The 17,209-nt window shown below is 73.3% G+C and carries 4 protein-coding genes; all 4 read left to right on the forward strand.

Features of this window, described 5'->3' with window-relative positions; all coding sequences use genetic code 11:
- The first annotated feature begins 130 nt into the window (after window positions 1-130).
- The 4 genes from IE118_RS29375 to IE118_RS29390 are packed head-to-tail and all read left to right on the forward strand — an operon-like array spanning window position 131 to window position 17,200.
- Window positions 131-6,523, forward strand: coding sequence for a non-ribosomal peptide synthetase (locus IE118_RS29375; RefSeq protein ID WP_229846988.1), 6,393 nt, complete (start codon window positions 131-133; stop codon window positions 6,521-6,523).
- The gene (locus IE118_RS29380) at window positions 6,520-9,837 is read left to right on the forward strand and encodes a non-ribosomal peptide synthetase (protein ID WP_189561124.1); all 3,318 of its coding nucleotides are present in this window, start codon (window positions 6,520-6,522) and stop codon (window positions 9,835-9,837) included. The genes IE118_RS29375 and IE118_RS29380 overlap by 4 nt, the downstream gene beginning before the upstream one ends.
- Complete coding sequence (locus IE118_RS29385) at window positions 9,834-15,272, forward strand: type I polyketide synthase (RefSeq protein WP_189561125.1); 5,439 nt, start codon at window positions 9,834-9,836, stop codon at window positions 15,270-15,272. The genes IE118_RS29380 and IE118_RS29385 overlap by 4 nt, the downstream gene beginning before the upstream one ends.
- On the forward strand, window positions 15,269-17,200 hold the full coding sequence (locus tag IE118_RS29390; RefSeq protein ID WP_189561126.1) for a condensation domain-containing protein: 1,932 nt from the start codon (window positions 15,269-15,271) through the stop codon (window positions 17,198-17,200). The genes IE118_RS29385 and IE118_RS29390 overlap by 4 nt, the downstream gene beginning before the upstream one ends.
- The last annotated feature ends 9 nt before the right edge of the window (window positions 17,201-17,209 follow it).

The following is a 17,209-nucleotide window of genomic DNA, read 5'->3' on the forward strand; positions in this document are numbered from 1 at the left end:
CCGAACTGCCGTGTCCAGAAGGTCCCTTGACGGGCCCCTGCGATCATGAACTAATGAGTTCGAGTCACATGCCCGTGCCAGTGGGATTCTGACCAAATCCCCGCGAGCAGCATGGGTTTGCCCATCAGGCGTGGATCTCATTGGGGAGTGTCACACATTGCCGGAAGCGTTTCCCGCGTACTCAGCCTCCCCTGTTCAGTCCGCTCTGTGGACGCGTGTCACCCGCTCCCACCCCGACGGCACCACCGCGCGGCGTGAGTCGTCGTGGATCCTGCGTGGCGCCTGGGACGTGGAACGCCTGCGCCGGGCTCTGACCTCCGTCGTCGAACGACACGAGGCGCTCCGCACCACCGTGCGCGCCGCGGCCGCGCGCACCGAACCCGTCCAGAGTGTCGACGGCTTACCGGCGGATCTTCTCGACGTCGTGGATCTGTCCGATCGAGGTGACGACGCCGCCACAGCGGCGGCGCGAACCACCCGCGGCACCTGGTCCGCCTCTCTCGCCCGGCCGCAGGCCCCCGCCCTGCGCGCACTGCTGGTCGTGCGCCAGGGCCACGCCGAATTGGTCCTTAACGCGAGTGTCCTCGCGGCCGATCGGCGCACGCTGCGGATCGCCGCCCGGGAGGCCGCCGTCTGCCTCGCGGGGGAGAAGCCCGAGGGGGAGGTCACGCAGTATCCGGAAGTGGCGGCCTGGAACCTGGAGTTGCTCGCCGACGAGGAGTCGGCCGAGGACCGCGACCACTGGAACACGCTCCTGGCGACCGCCACCACCTGGGCCACGGCGCACCGGCCCGTCCGCACGCGGACCGTCCCGGCGGCAACGCCCGAGCACACCACGCTCCTCGACAGCGACCGCGTACACCGCATCACCGCACTCGCGACAGCCGGTGGGACCTCCGCCCGAGCCGTGCTCGCCGCGGCCTGGACCGTGACCGTCGCACGACTCGCCGGGGCGGCGATACCCCTGGCCGTCACCGACGACGGGCGTGCCTTCGAGACGGTGCGGGAGGCTGCGGGTCCGTACGAGCGCGCCTTCCCCACCGTTGTCGACGCCCTGGAGGCATCCAGCTTCCACTCCGTGATCGACGAGGTGGCCGCGCAACTGGAGCGTGGCGGGGAGCTCGTTGACCACCTCGACCCGCGTCGATTCGACGCGCTGACGGACGAAGGGCTGTGGGCCGGCTTCGCCACCGTTCCCGCCGCGCCGGCCCTCGACCACGGGGGAGTGCGCTGGCACGCCCTCGAAGAGCGCGCCCCACGCCCGGTCCGCACGCTGACCTGCACCGAGACCGCCGACACCACGGCGTGGGAGCTGTCCTACTCCGGAGGGGACATGGCGGCAGTGCCCGCCGAAGCCGTCCTCCCCGTCTTCGTCGCAGCCCTGGACGCCCTGCTCGCCGCGCCCGGCGAGCCGCCCGCGGACTGCCCGCTCACCAGCGCCGGCGACCCCGGCAGCGATCTTGTCGGCGCCGTTTCCGAGACCCCTGCACCTGACCTCGCCGAGGCCGTGGCCCTGGTCGCTCTCCGAACACCCGACGCCGAGGCCGTGCGCTGCGGCGACGATCATTTCACCTACCGCGACCTGGACGCCCTCGCCAACCGCTGGGCACGGCGCCTGACCGATGCCGGGGTCCGCCCGGGCGACCGCGTCGTCCTCGATCTCGACCGGGGTGTCGCCGTCCCCGCTGTCATGCTCGGTGTGCTGCGCGCCGGCGCTGTCTTCGTACCGCATGACACCTCGCACCCGGACGCGCGCCTCCGGTTCGTGCTGACCGACACGGCCGCCGCGGCGGTGATCACCTGCCGGAGCCTTCACCCCGATGCCCACCCCGTCGTGCTGGCACCGGACGACGCGACCGTCGCCGGCCTCCCGGACACGGCTCCCGACACACGGCCGGCATCCACCGATCCGGCGTACGTGCTGTACACCTCCGGCACCACCGGTCGGCCCAAGGGAGTGGTCGTCCCACGACGCGCCCTGAACAACTACCTGACGTGGGCCGCCGAGACCTACCGTCTCGCCGAGGGCACGGGCAGCCTCGTCCATTCCCCGCTCGCCTTCGACTTCACCCTCACGGCGCTGCTGGCGCCCCTCACGGTCGGCGGACGGGTGCTGCTCCTGCCTCCCGGCATCGGACCGTCCGGGCTGGCCGCCGCGCTGCGTACCCACACCGACCTCTCCCTGCTCAAACTGACGCCGACCCACCTGGACGCCCTCCAGCGGTTCGCCGGCGGCGCGCAATGGGCGGGCCGGGTGCGCACCCTGGTCCTCGGCGGCGAGCAGCTGCACGCCGAGGACCTGGGCCCCCTGCGCGACCTGCCCGGCCTCAGGATCTTCAACGAGTACGGCCCCACCGAGACCGTGGTCGGTTCCACCGCGCACGAGGTGACCAGCTCCACGCCCACCCGTGGCCGGGTGCCCGTCGGCCGCCCCGTCGCGGGCACCGTCATCACCGTCCGCGACCGCCGGGGCCGCCCGGTTCCCGCCGGTGTGCCCGGCGAGATACGCATCGGCGGCCCGGGCCTGGCCGACGGATACCTCGGCGACGCGACCACCACGCGTGAGCGGTTCGTCACCGACGCGCACGGCCCCCGCCCCTGGGAGATCCATTACCGTACGGGTGACCTGGGTCGCCTGCTGCCCGACGGCGAGCTGGAGTTCCTGGGCCGCCTGGATGACCAGCTCAAGATCCGCGGCGTGCGGGTCGAACCGGACGAGGTGCGCACGGTCCTCCTGGAGCATCCCGGAACCCAGCGGGTCGCTGTCGTGGCCGCCGCCTTACGCGACTCCGCCTCGGGATCGCGCCTGGTCGCTTACGTCGTGCCCGCCGATGCCGACCACACGGCTCCGGTGCGCCCCCGCGACCTGGTCGAGCACGCACGGCAGATCCTGCCCGCCGCGATGGTGCCTGTCGTCATGCTCGTGGACGAGTTGCCCACGACGCCCAACGGCAAGCTCGACCTGGACGCCCTGCCCCATCCCGATCGCGATCTGCTCACCGAGCGTCCCTACACGGCACCGCGCGACCTCACCGAAGAGGTCCTCACCTCCGTCATCGCCGATGTGCTCGGCCTGGAGCGCGTCGGCATCGACGACGACTACCTGGCCCTGGGCGGCGACTCCATCCGCAGTGTCATGGTCGCGGCACGCGCCGCGCACCGGGGTGTGGCCGTCGGCGTCGCCCAGCTCCACGAGCACCCCACGGTCCGTGAGATCGCCGCCGCGCTCTCCCAGGAAGCCGGCACGACACCAGGCCGCACCCGGCCGACCGGATCGTTCTCCCTGGTCAGCGCGGAGGACCGGGCCTTGATGCCGGAGGATGTCGAGGACGCCTTCCCGCTGAGCCTGCTCCAGGAGGGCATGATCTTCCACCGGGACTTCGCGGCGAAGTCGGCCGTCTACCACGCCATTGCCTCCGTACGCCTTGAAGCCCCCTTCGACCTGGCACTGTTCGACGCGGTCATCCGCGGTCTCGTCGAACGCCATCCCATGCTGCGGACCTCGTTCGACATGTCCACGTTCAGCCGCCCGCTGCAGCTGGTCCACCGGACGTTCGCCACCCCGCTGTTCCACGAGGATCTCCGCGGCCTGGACCCCGAGGAGCAGCGAGCCCGTGTCCTGCGCTGGGTCGAGGGGGAGCAGGAGCGCGGCTTCGAACTCCACGACTTCCCCCTGATCCGCTTCATGGTCCAGCGGCTCAGCGACGACGAGTTCCAGTTCACCTACGGCTTCCACCACGAGATTGTCGACGGGTGGAGCGAAGCCTTGATGATCACTGAGATCTTCGACCACTACTTCTCCCTGGTGTACGACGAACCCATCGAGCTGCGGGCCCCCGCCGCATCGATGCGCGACGCCGTGGCGCTCGAACTCGAGGCGCTGGACGACCGCGGCAAGTACGACTTCTGGGACGCTTATCTGGCCGACGCCTCCCTGATGCGGCTGCCCCGCATCGAGGGGGGACAGACCGCAGACAAGGGCGCGCGGGACATCGTCCGGCGCGCCGTGCCGGTCACCGCCGAGCTCTCCGATGCGCTCAAGCAGTTCGCGCGGGAAGAGGGCGTCCCGCTGAAGACCGTGCTGATGGCCGCTCACATGCGGGTCATGTCGCTGTTCGGCGGACACACCGACACCCTCAGCTACACCGTCACCAACGGCCGCCCTGAGGACACCGACGGCACGACCGCCATCGGCCTGTTCGTCAATAGCCTCGCCCACCGCGTCGCCATGCCCGGCGGGACATGGCGCGACCTGGTCGCCGCGAGCCTCGCTTCGGAGCGCGCCACCATGCCGCACCGCCGGCTTCCCATGGCGGAACTCAAGCGCCATCAGGGCAATGAGCCGTTGGCCGAGACACTGTTTTTCTTCACCGACTACCACGTGTTCCGCGTGCTGGACCGCTGGCGCGCCCGGGGCGTCCGGCACGTCGCCGACGAGCTGTACGGCGAGTCGACGTTCCCCTTCTGCGGAATCTTCCGCCTCAACCGCGACAACGGGGACCTGGAGGTGAGGATCGAGTACGACAGCCTCCAGTTCTCCGACGAACTGATGCGCGGCATCTCCGACGCCTATGTCGAGGTCCTCAGCGCCATGGCCGGGGACCCGGACGGCCGCTACGACGCCCGGGACTTCCTGTCCGCCGGCGACCGGCGCACCCTGGAGTCCCTGCGAGGACCCGAGCTGCCCGCGGCCGAGGACCGCTGCCTGCATCATCTCTTCGAGGAGAGAGCCCGCACGCAGCCCGACGCCACGGCCGTGCAGTGGTCAGGCGGCTCGATCTCCTACGCGGCCCTGGACCGGCGCGCCGGCGGACTGGCCCGAACCCTGCGGGCTCAGGGTGTCGGCGCCGAGGTGCCCGTCGGCATCCTCGCCGACCGCTCCGCCGAACAGATCATCGCCATCCTCGGCGTCCTCAAGGCCGGCGGCGCCTACGTACCGCTCGACCCCGCCCTGCCCGAGGCCCGGTTGGGGTCGATCGTGGCCGCGTCCGGCGTCCGCCTCGTCATCGCGCAGCACGCCCGGAAGGACCGCGTGCCCGCCGGCACCACCGCACTGACCCTGGATCCGCTCGGTCGCACAGCCTCGGTACCCGATCAGGGCGGAGCACGCCCCGCTCCGCAGGCGGGCCCGGGCAACGCCGCCTACATCCTGTTCACCTCCGGATCGACCGGCGAGCCGAAGGGCGTTGTCGTCGAGCACCGCAACGTCGTCGCCTCGCTGCGCGCGCGCAGCGTGACCTATCCCGACCCCGTGGACCGCTTCCTCCTCCTGTCGTCGTTCGCCTTCGACAGCTCCGTGGTCGGCATCTTCTGGACCCTCACCGAGGGCGGCGCGCTCGTCCTGCTGCCCGAGGGAGCCCAGCTGGAACCGCTCGACGTGCTCGACCGGCTCGTGCGCGAACGCGTCACGCACACCCTCGCCATCCCCTCCCTGCTGGTGCCCGTGCTGGAAGAGGCCGGCGACGACGAGCTGGACGCCCTGCGCGTGGTCACGGCCGCCGGCGAACCCTGCCCCTCGGTACTCGGCGAACTGGCCCTCGACCGGGTCCCCCGCGCCTCGCTGCACAACGAGTACGGGCCGACCGAGGCGACCGTGTGGAGTACCGTGTGGACGGGCGGTCCGGGAACCGGCCGACCCCATCTGCCCATCGGCCGGCCCATCGCGGGCAGCCGCGCCCGCGTCGTCAACCCCCACGGCCACGACGTGCCGGTGGGCGTCTCCGGCGACCTCCTCGTCGCCGGTCCCGGCGTGGCCCGCGGCTACCTCGGACACCCCCGGGCCACCGCCGCCGCCTTCCGGCCCGACGCGCGCGCCGCCGCCCCCGGCGAGCGGCACTACGTCACCGGTGACGTAGTCCGCTGTCTGAGCGGCGGCGACCTGGAGTTCGTCGGACGCGACGACCAACAGGTCAAGATCCGCGGTTTTCGCGTGGAACTCAGCGAGATCGAGGCCGTTCTCGACGCCCATCCCGATGTCCACAAGGCCGTGGTGGTCGTCCATCCGGGTGGTCCGTCCGGCAGCAAGGAATTGACCGCCCACGTCGTCCTGCGGCCGGGGGCGACGCTCGACGCCGTGCGCGTGCAGCAGTTCGTACGCGACCGGTTGCCCCGCTACATGGTCCCCGCCCACGTCACGGTCCTCGACGCCGTGCCCCTGACCGCGACCGGCAAGGTCGACCGCTCCGCTCTGCCCGCGCCTGCCGTCACCCGGCGGTCCGACGTCCCGCACGTCGAACCCGCCACCGAGAGCGAACGGATGATCGCCGCCGTATGGTGCCGGGTGCTCGGCCTGGAACGGGTCAGCGCACGTTCCGGTTTCTTCGACCTCGGCGGTGAATCGCTCCGCGCGATGCAGGTCACCACGGCCGTCAACAAGGCCTTCGGCACCCGCATCACCGTGCGCGCCCTGTTCGACGCCGCCACCCTGGCGGAGTTCGCCGGCGTCATCGACGCGGCACGGCGCGGCGAGGGGCCGGTGGAACGGGGCATCGCCGCGGCGTCGGCCGAAGCGGCAGACCGATGATCTCCACGTACGGCGACGCCCGGCTCCACCCCCTGACCCCGGGGCAGCAGCGGCTGTGGTTCCTCCACCGGCTGTCCCCGGACAACCCCGCCTACAACGTCGTGATAGCGCTCCGGCTGCGCGGCCCGCTCCGTGCCGCCGCCCTGCGTGCCGCCGTGGCCGACGTGACCCGCCGTCACGCGGCTCTGCGCACCGTCTTCCCCGTGGAACCCGGGGGGCACGAGCCGATGGCCCGCGTCCTCCCCGACGGGCCGCCGCTGCGGCTGGTGGATCTCTCCGGCCTGCCCCCCGAGCAGTCCCACGCCGAGTCACGCCGCTTCCTGGACGCCGCCTCCGCCCGCTCCGTCGACCTCACACAGGGGCCCGTCACCCACTGGATCCTGCTGCGTGACGCTCCCGCCGACCATCTGCTGGTCCTGCTCACCCACCACATCGTCTTCGACGGCGGTTCGCTGCCCGTCGTGTGCGCGGAACTGGAACACGCCTACCGCGAACCGGCCCACGGCCGGCCCGGACCGGCCACACCGCAAGACGGGCTCCCGGTACCCGAGGCAGGGCAGGTCCCGGCGGACAGCCTGGCGTACTGGCGCGCCACCCTGGCCGGCGTACCGGCACAACCCCTGGTGCTCCCTGTCCTCGCCGGGCGCCGGAGGGCCGCCGGTCCCGCCACGGATGCGGCAGCCCTCGTCAGCGGCAGGTGCACACTGTCGGGCACGGGACTGAGCCGCCTGCGGACCCTGGCCGCCGAGGAGGGGTGCACCACTCAGCTCGTGCTGCTGACGGCCCTGGTCTGCCTGCTGCACCGGTACAGCGGACAGGAGGACGTCGTCGTCGGCGTCCCGGTGGCCCTGCGCGACGCGGCCGAGGACGCCGGACGCGTCGGCCTGTACGTCAACCTGCTCCCCGTCCGGGTCCGTCTCGGCACGGGTGGCCTGCCCTTCCGGGCGGCGCTGCGCCGCACCCGCCGGGCCTGGCTGGACGCTCACGAACACCGAGGTGTGCCCTTCGAACGCCTCGTCGAGGAGTTTCACACCGACGCCACCCCCACCGTCCACCCCTTCTTCTCCGCGCTCTTCGCCTACCAGCAGGCACCGCCGCTGCCCCGGCTGGACGGCGTGGAGACCACGCTTGCGCCGGTCGCGCCCGCCGCGGCCAAGTACGAACTCACCGTCACCTCGACCGAGGACGAGCGGCAGATCTCCTTCGACCTGGACGTCGACAGCCGCTCGGCGGACCGCGCCGAGGCGGACGCCGCCGCCCGCCACTTGCGCGCGCTGCTGACCGCCGCGGTGAGCGCCCCCGAACGGACTGTCGCCGACCTGCCCCTGCTGGACGGCACGGAGCGGCGCGCCCTCGGTCCGTACTGGCCCGCCACCCAGCACGCCGCGCACTCCGTCGCCAACGCCCCCGACCTGTGGGCGCCTGCCCACCGGCGTTTCGAGGAACAGGTCCGCCGCCGTCCCGACGCCGTGGCCGTCGTCCACGGCGCCCACAGCCTCACCTACGCCGCGCTCAACAACCGGGCCAATCGGCTCGCCCGGGAACTCGTGGCCCGTGGCGCCGGCCCGGAGACCGTCGTCGGCGTGTGCTTGCGCCGGACCACCCGCCTGCCCGTCACTCTGCTCGCCGTGCTCAAGGCGGGCGCCGCCTACCTGCCCCTCGATCCCGCGTACCCCACCCAGCGGCTGAGCGGCATGATCGAAGACGCGTCCATGGGCCTGCTCGTCACCGAGCGGGACCTTCTGCACTCCACCGGTCTCGACGACCTGACCGATCCGGCCGACGTGATCGTCATGGACGACGACGCGGCCCCGGCCGTACGGCATCCCGGCCACGACCTTCTCGGCCCGGACACGGACGTCCACCCGAACGGCCTCGCCTACGTGCTGTTCACCTCGGGCTCCACCGGACGGCCCAAGGGCATCGCCCTCCAGCACGGAAACCTCGACACTTTCCTGCGCTGGGCGGGCCGCACCTTCTCCGCCGAGGAGCTGACGGCCGTCCTCGCCACCACCTCGGTCTCCTTCGACGTCTCCGTCTTCGAACTCTTCGCACCTCTCACCCACGGCGGCACCGTTCTGCTGGGTGACAACGCCCTGCACGTGCCCCACATGCCCGCGGCCGCCACGGCGACCCTGCTCAGTACGGTGCCCACGGCCGTGGACACCCTCGCCGAGGCCGACGCGGTCCCCCGCTCGGTACGCACCGTCAACATCGGCGGCGAGACCCTGCAGCGCGGCGTCGTCGACCGACTGGCCGGCCGGGTGCCGGGCGTGCGCGTGCACAACCTGTACGGGCCCTCCGAGACCACCACACACTCCGCGAACGTCCGCGTGCCGCTCGACTCCGACGAGCCACCCACCATCGGGCGCCCCCTGCTCACCGTGCTGATGTGGGTGGCCGACCGCGGCAGCCGCCCGGTTCCCGTCGGGGTCACCGGCGAGATCGTCATCGGGGGCATGGGTCTTGCCCGGGGCTACGTCGGCCGCCCCCGGCTGACGGCCGAACGCTTCGCGCCCGACCCCGCGAGCGGCACCGACGGTGGTCGTCTCTACCTCACCGGCGACCAGGCGCGGGTGGACGGCCGAGGCGAACTGGTCTTCCTCGGCCGCCGCGACTCGCAGATCAAACTACGCGGCGTCCGCATCGAACCCGAGGAGATCGAGACCGTTACCCGCGCCCACCCGGCGGTACTCGACGCGGCGGTCGTGGTGGAGCGTCACGACGGCACGCCCACCCGCCTCGTCGCCTTCGTCAAGGTGCGCCCCGAGGACGTGCCCGGCGAACAGGCCCTCACCTCCGACCTCCTCGCCCATCTGCGCACCCGGCTGCCCCGGGCGATGATCCCCGCCGAACTGCGGCTCCGGGCCGAGCTGCCGCTCAACTCCAACGGCAAGCTCGACCGCGGGGAACTGACCCGCCGGCTCGCGCTGGAACCCGTCCGGACGGAGGCGACCGCCCCGCTCGCGGCACCACCGCGCACCGAGCTGGAGAAGGCCGTGGCAACGATCTGGTGCGAGGTCCTCGACCTTCCGCACGTCGGACTGCACGACAACTTCCTCGAACTGGGCGGCAACTCCCTTCTCCTGCTCAAGTTGCACCGCAGACTGTGCGAAGCCGTCCATCCGGACCTCACGCTCGTCGACCTGTTCACCTGGCCGACCGTGGCGGCCATCGCCGAGCGCTTCGCCGGCGTCATGGCGCGCGGTGGCGAGCCCGCGGCCGCTGAGAACACGGCCGGTGCGGCCGACCGCGGACGCCGGCGGCGCCGCTCCGCGGCCGTCGGCCGCCGTACGCCGGAGGCCGGACGGTGAGCGTTCCCACGTTCCCACCCCCGGCCGGCGACGAGGACGAGGACATCGACACCATCGCTGTGGTCGGCATGGCGTGCCGGCTGCCCGGTGCGGACACCCCGGAGCAACTGTGGGCGAACCTCCGCGACGGGCGTTCGGCGGTGCGCCGCTTCCGCGCGGAGGAAGCGGCCGACATCCCGGGCCGTCCCCCCGTCATCGGCCACCCCGCCTTCGTCGGTGCCGAGGGCCTGCTCGACGGAGTGGACCTCTTCGACGCAGACCTCTTCGGGTACGCGCCCCGCGAGGCGCAGATCATGGACCCCCAGCACCGCATCGGCCTGGAGGTCGCCTGGGACGCCTTCGAGTCGGCCGGTTACGACCCCGCCGAGGCCGAAGGCCCCGTGGGCGTGTTCCTTTCCGCCGGCTTCAGCTCGTACCTGGTGCGCAACCTGCTGACCGATCCCGAGGCCGCACGGGTCCTGGGGGGACTGTCCCTGCTCGTCCACAACGACAAGGACTTCCTCGCCACCGGCGTCTCCCACCGGCTCGGACTGCGCGGGCCGAGCATCGCCGTCGGCTCGGCTTGCTCGTCCTCACTCGCCGCCGTCCATCTTGCCGCGCGCAGCCTCCAGTCCTACGAGTGCGACCTGGCGCTCGCCGGCGGGGTCTCCGTCCAGGTGCCCCAGCGACAGGGCTATCTCCACGCCCCCGACGGCATCTATTCACCGAGCGGTGCCTGCCGCCCCTTCGACCGCGCCGCCGACGGCACCGTGGGGGGCAGCGGCGCCGGCATGGTCCTTCTCAAGCGCCTGTCCGACGCCGTCCGCGACGGCGACCACATCCACGCGGTGGTCCTGGGCTCGGCCCTCAACAACGACGGCCGCGACAAGATCGGCTTCACCGCGCCCAGCGTGCGCGGCCAGAGCGAGGTGATCGCCGAGGCCCACGCGGTCTCCGGTGTGTCAGCCGATACCGTCGGATATGTGGAAGCCCACGGCACGGGCACCGCACTAGGCGATCCGGTCGAGATCGAGGCCCTCACCAAAGCGTTCCGCCACACCACCGACCGGCGCGGGTACTGCGCCGTCGGGTCCCTCAAAGCGGCCATCGGTCACTTGGACGCCGCGGCTGGTATCGCCGGGTTCATCGCGGGCGTCCTCGTCGCCCGGGAGGGCACCGTACCCCCCAGTCCCTACTTCCGTGCACCGAACCCGGCCATCGACTTCGCCGGCAGTCCGTTCTTCGTCACGACCGAGGCGCGGCCGCTGCCAGGCCCGCACGGCAGTCGCCGTGTCGGTGTCAGCTCCTTCGGCGTGGGCGGCACCAACGCCCATGTCGTCCTGCAGGAGTCCCCGGCCCCCGGCCCCCGGCCGGAGCCCGGCGGTGAGGCCCCGCTGCTGCTGTCCGGCCGTGACCAGGACACCCTGCGTCGCACGGCCGACCGCCTCAGGCGCCACCTGATCGAGGCCCCCGGCACTTCCCTCGCCGACATCGCGCGCACCCTCTCGGGCAAGCGCGCCTTCCCCCACCGCAGGGTGGTGCTCGCCCCGGACACCGCCACCGCCGTACGGGCCTTGGAGGCGGCACCGGAGGAACCCGCCGTCGCCCGCCGTGTGGTGTTCACCCTGCCCGATCCGACGGCCCTGAGCCGGGCGGACCTCCACGCGCTCGCCGCGGAGCCCGCCGTGGCCCGGGCCCTGAACGCCCTGATCGACCGGGCCGCCCGCTCGGACGTGATCGTGCCACGCCCCGACGACGCCCGCGCATCCCGTCCCGTGACCGGGGCGCCCGCCACCGCCTTCGCCGTCCAGTACGCCCTGGTGGAGGCGCTGGCCGGGTGGGGTGTGCGCCCCGCCGCCGTGAGTGGCGCGGGCACCGGTGAACTCACCGCGGCCGTGGTCGCCGGGATGCTCACCCCGGTCCAGGCGCTGCGTCTGCTGGCAGCCGCCACACCCGGCGAGCGCGCCGCCGCCCTCGCCGACCCGGCGCCGTCGGCGCCGTCCCTCCCATGCCTCGGCGCCCGTAGCGAGGGTCCCGTCACCGGACGGCACCTCCTGCGCCCCGACTTCGGAGCCCCGGCGCCCGGGGACACGGCCGAGCCGGTTCCCCACCCGGACCCCGGTCCGGGCGCGCCCCTGCTCGACGTCCGTCTCGGTTTTCCTGGCGGTCCCGCCTCGACACCGGCGCTCCGCCGCACCGCCTGGTCGCCTCCCGGCCCCACCGGCGAGGGCCCGGTGCCGGTGCTCGCCGCCCTGTGGGAAGCCGGCGTCGACCTGAAACTCGACACCTTCCACCGCGACCGGGGAGCACGGCGTGCCACGGTGCCCGGGCACGTCTTCCGGCGCACCCGCCACTGGGTCGGACCTCCCGCAGTCCCGGCCGGCGCGCTCGCCCCGGTCCTGGAGGAACTCCACCACGCGGTCGGCCGGGAACGCCCTTCCACCCTCGCGGACCGACCCGCGGCACTCGCGGCCCTGGACGGACTGTGCGCCGAGCTCGCCCTGGCCCACCTCACCGACGACCCGCACGGTGACTTCCTCCGCGCCGGCCGGACCGTCGACGAACTCGCCACCCGCCTGGGCACGCTGCCCGCCTACCGGCCGTTCCTGGAGTACCAGCTGTCCCTGCTGGTCGAGGACGGGCTCGCGGTACGCGACGGGGCGCGCCACACCCTGACCACCACGAGGCAGGCCGACCCGGAAGGGCACGCCGCCCGGATCCGCGCACGCCATCCCGACGTCGCGGGGATCGCGGAACTGCTGCTGCACTGCGGGCGCGGCTACCGTGACGGCCTGCGCCGGCCGGGAGCGGGACTCGCCGTGCTCCATCCGCGAGGCGAAGGCGACCCGGCGGCCCGGCTCCTCACCGAGCGGACCACACCGTACTCCTGGGCCGACCCGCTCGCCTCGACGGTGGCGCGGTTCGCCCGGCGGCTGGCCGACGGACGGGACCAGCCGTTACGCGTGCTGGAGGTGGGCGCGGGAGGCGGACGGCTGACACAGCACCTCGTCGCCGCACTGGAGGGAACCTCCGCCCGCTGCACGGTCACCGACGTCAGCGCCCACTTCGTGGCGGCGCTGCGTGCCCGGAGCGTGCCGCGCGGTCACGGCACGGTCGACACCGCGGTCCTCGACATCACGGCCGACCCCGCCGCCCAGGGATTCTCCCCGGCCTCCTACGACCTGGTCGTCGGCCTCGACGTGGTCCACGCGACACCGGACGTCCACGACACCCTGCGCCGGCTGCGCACCCTGCTCGCACCCGCCGGCACGCTGGCGCTGATCGAGACGACCGCCCGGGACCGCTGGATACCGATGGTGTGGGGCCTCACCGAAGGATGGTGGAACGCCCGCGACGGCCGATGCGGAGGACCGCTGCTGTCCGCCGAGGAATGGTGCGCTGCGCTGCGGGCCGCCGGCCTCGCCGTCGACGGGGCCGTGCCGGGCCCGGCCGAACCGACCGCGGACGCCGCCCTCCTGCTCGCCCGCCGGGCCGGGGACCCGGCCTCGCCGGATGCCGGTACGGCCGGCGGCACCCCGGCCGGCCGGGAGACGCCCGCCCGCGTCCCGGACCCCGCACGGTGGACGTACCGCACCGGCTGGCACAGCGCGGTCAGTCCGGTTCCCGGCCCCGACCCGGCCGGCCGTACCTGCCTGGTCTTCGGGGAAGGCGACCTCGGGGACCGCGTCTGCCGACTGCTGGGGGAGCGGGACGTGCGGGTGGTGCGCGTACGGCCCGCCGGGCACCCGGCCGACGGCGCTGCGGACGTCCACGGCGTGGACCCGGCCGACCCGGACGCCCATCAGAGGCTCGTGGACACCCTGACCGAGCGGGGCGTGACCGTCGACCTCATCGCACACCTGTGGAACGCGGAGTGCCCGGTGACCGGTCTCGAAGCGGTCGAGGAGGCCAGGACGCGCGGTCTGCACAGCGTGCTGGACACCGTCCGGGCGCTGTCCCGCACCGAACGGGGAACCCCCCGACGACTGCTGATCGCGACGGCCGGTGGCCAGGACGTGCTCGGCGGCGACCTGCGCCATCCCGAACAGTCCCTGCTCACCGCCGCCGCCAAGGTGCTGCCGCGGGAGTATCCCGATCTCGCCTGCACCGTCGTCGACCTGGCGCCCGACGCGCCCGACGACCCGAAGCGACAGGCCGAGCAGGTGGTCGCCGAACTCCTCGCGGCCGAGACCCCGCCCCTCGTCGCCCACCGGGGCCGGCGCCGCTGGCTGCAGCACGTGCGGCAGCACCCGCTTCCCGCCCCCGACCCCGCCCGTCCCCTGGTCCGGCGCGGGGGCGGTTACCTGGTGTGCGGCGGACTCGGCGGCGTCGGACTCGTCCTCTCCGAGCACATGCTGCGGGAGGGCGGACAGGTGCTGCTCACGCGCCGCACTCCGTTCCCGCCCCGGAGCCGATGGGCCGAACTGCCGGCCGACAGCCCCGACGGGCGCATCGCTCGACGCCTCCTGGCCGCCGAAGGCTCCGGCGGACGCGCCCTCGTGCTCCACGCCGACCTCACCGACCTCACCGCCATGCAGCACGTCGTGGCCACGGCACACCGCGAGTTCGGCGGCCTGCACGGCGTGGTGCACGCCGCCGGCGTCACGGACCCCGCCGGTGTCGTCCAACGCCGCGACCGCAGCGGCACCGACCGGGCCGTCGCCTCCAAGACGACCGGCACGCTGGTCCTCGAACGCGCTCTGGCCGGCACCACGCCCGATTTCGTCCTGCTGTGCTCCTCCATCGGCACCGAGCTGTACAAGCTCAAGTACGGCGAGGTGGGCTACGTGGCGGCCAACGAGTTCCTCAACGCCTTCGCCCACAGCCGCCGGGCCCTCGGCATGCCGGTGGTCGCCGTCGGCTGGACCGACTGGCTGGAGGGCGGCATGTGGACCACGGCCCGCCGCGAACTGGACAGGCGGTACCAGGTGGACGCCCCCGACGGGATCCACCCCGCCGACGACCTGCTCCTCGGTCTCACCGACGCCGAGGGCGTCGAGGTGTTCCGCCGCGTGGCGCATGCCGACGAGCCGCACCTCCTGGTCTCCACCCAGGACCTGCAGGCGCTGCTGACCCGGCACGAGGACTACACCGTCGACGACCACCGCAGGGCCGTCCGTGGGCTGCAACGCGCTCGCGACGTACCGGCACACCCGGTGGCGGACGTACCCGCGGCGACCGGCCGGCCCGCCGAGATCACGGAGCGGACCGTCGCCGGCTGGTGGTCCCACCTGCTCGGTGTCGACGACCCGCAGCCCGACGACGACTTCTTCGCACTCGGCGGCGATTCCCTGATCGCCCTGCGGATGCTCGCGGTCGCCGAGGAGGAGGCGGGCGCCGAAGTGTCCCTGCCGTGGTTCTTCAACCACCCCACCGTCGCCGAGCTGGTGGCGGAGATCAACCGGTTGCGGCGGCACACCGATGCCGTCGGAGGCGAGGAACGGGTGCTGCTGTGACCATCGAGGACCACTACACGGATTTGGTGGCGCGCGGCGTGCGGCTGGCCGCCGAGGACGGCCGGCTTCGCTGCACGGCCCCGGCCGGCGTGCTCACCGACGCGCTGCTGCGCGAAGTGTCCGCGCGCAAGGACGAGTTGCTCACCCACCTCGCCGGACGCCGGGTGCCGCTGTCCTTCGCGCAGGAACAGCTCTGGGTGGCGCACCGTCTCGACCCGGCCGGCTCGGCCTACCACGAGCCCGTGCTCGTCGAGCTCGACGGCCCGCTGCGCCCGACGGCACTGCGCCGCGCGCTCGATGCTGTGTACCACCGGCACGAGACGCTGCGCACGGTGTACCCCACCCACCGGGGGCGGCCCCATCAGGTGGTCCTCGGACCCGGTCCCTGCCCGTTCACCGTCGTCGACCTCTCGGGTCTCCCGGCGCACACCCGTGAAGAGGCCGCCCGGCAGCAGGCGGAGCGAGAGGTGCGTCGCCCGTTCGACCTGACGCACGGACCCCTGCTGCGCGCCGTCCTGTTCGTGCTCGACACCGAGCGGCACCGGCTGCTGCTGACACGCCACCACATCGCCGGGGACGGCTGGTCCCTGGGACTGCTGCTGGGCGACCTCGGCGACGCCTACAGCGCCGCGGCTCGTACGGACGAGCACCCGGTGCTGCCCGAGAACGACGTCCGTTACACGGACTTCGCCGAGTGGCAGCGCGCCACCCGACGCGACGACCCCCTCGGCGCCCGGGGCGCGGAGCGGGTCCGCGCGCTGCGCGGCGCCCCCACCAGCCTGCGGCTGCCACCCCCGAAGGCCGCCCGGCCGGCCCCCGGAGCCGCACCGGGCGACGCGCGCATCGCCCGGACGGTCGCCCTGCGCCTCGATCCGGAACTCGCCGCCGGCATCCGCACCCTGGCCGAGCGCGGCCGGATCACCCCGTTCACCGTCCTGCTCACCGCCTACGCCACCGCCCTCGGCCACTGCTGCGGCCAGCACGACCTGCTGATCGGCACCCCGGTGGCCGGGCGCCCCCGGACCGAATACGAACAGGTCGTCGGTACCTTCGCCAACCTCGTGCCGATCCGGATCCGCTTGGAGGGGAACCCCGCCGTCGACACCCTGCTGCGCCGCGTCCACGCGGAGGCGCTGGCCGCGCTGGAGGCGCGCGACGTGCCCTTCGCGGCGCTCGTCGCCGAGACAGCGCCCGGCCGGGGCTTCGACGCCGACCCGCTGTGCCAGGCCACTTTCTCCTTGCAGAACCTCCCCCCGGCCCGGGCGGCGCTGCCAGGACTGCGCACCGGACTGCTCCCCCCGCCGGAGGTGGCGCCCAAGGGCGCCTTGACCACCATCGCGACCCCGGTCGACGGCGGCTACGAGGTGACGCTCGCCCACGACCCCGCACGCATCGACGACGAGACCGTGCGCGCTCTCGCCGACGGCTTCGAGAGGGTGCTGCGGCAGGCCGTGGCCGATCCGGCGGCGACCCTGGCCCAAGCCGTAGGTCCCGATGTCCTGAGCCAGGTCACGGACCCCACCCCGACTGTCGGCGAACCCCGGCCGGAGCCCAAGGCCGAGCCGTCCGCCGTCGCGGCACCAGATGCCGCCCGAGCGCCCGCGACGCCCACGCAGCACCGGCTGGCTGAGCTCTGGCGGGAACTGCTGTCGCTGCCGCCGGACGCCGCCCCGGACATCCACGCCAACTTCTTCGATCTCGGCGGGGACTCCATCAAACTCACCCAACTGCTGGCCTGGGTGATGGACGTCTTCGGGATCGACCTGCCGGTGCGCCGGATCCACGAACTGCTCGACATCGCGTCGCTCGCGTCCGCCGTCGACGACGCCGTGCGCCGGCGGGACGAGGAGGCCGACGCCGCCCTCGCCGCCCTCGTGCGCGAGGTGGAAGAACTGCCCGAGGAGGAGCTACGCAAGCGACTGCGCTGACCCGACCCC

The sequence above is a fragment of the Streptomyces pilosus genome (genome assembly GCF_014649835.1).
GTDB classification, from domain to species: Bacteria; Actinomycetota; Actinomycetes; order Streptomycetales; family Streptomycetaceae; genus Streptomyces; species Streptomyces pilosus.

What these genes read in the sequence shown, in the direction of transcription:
- IE118_RS29380 (WP_189561124.1), top strand. Translation starts at nt 6,520, where the DNA reads ATGATCTCCACGTACGGCGACGCCCGGCTCCACCCCCTGACCCCGGGG.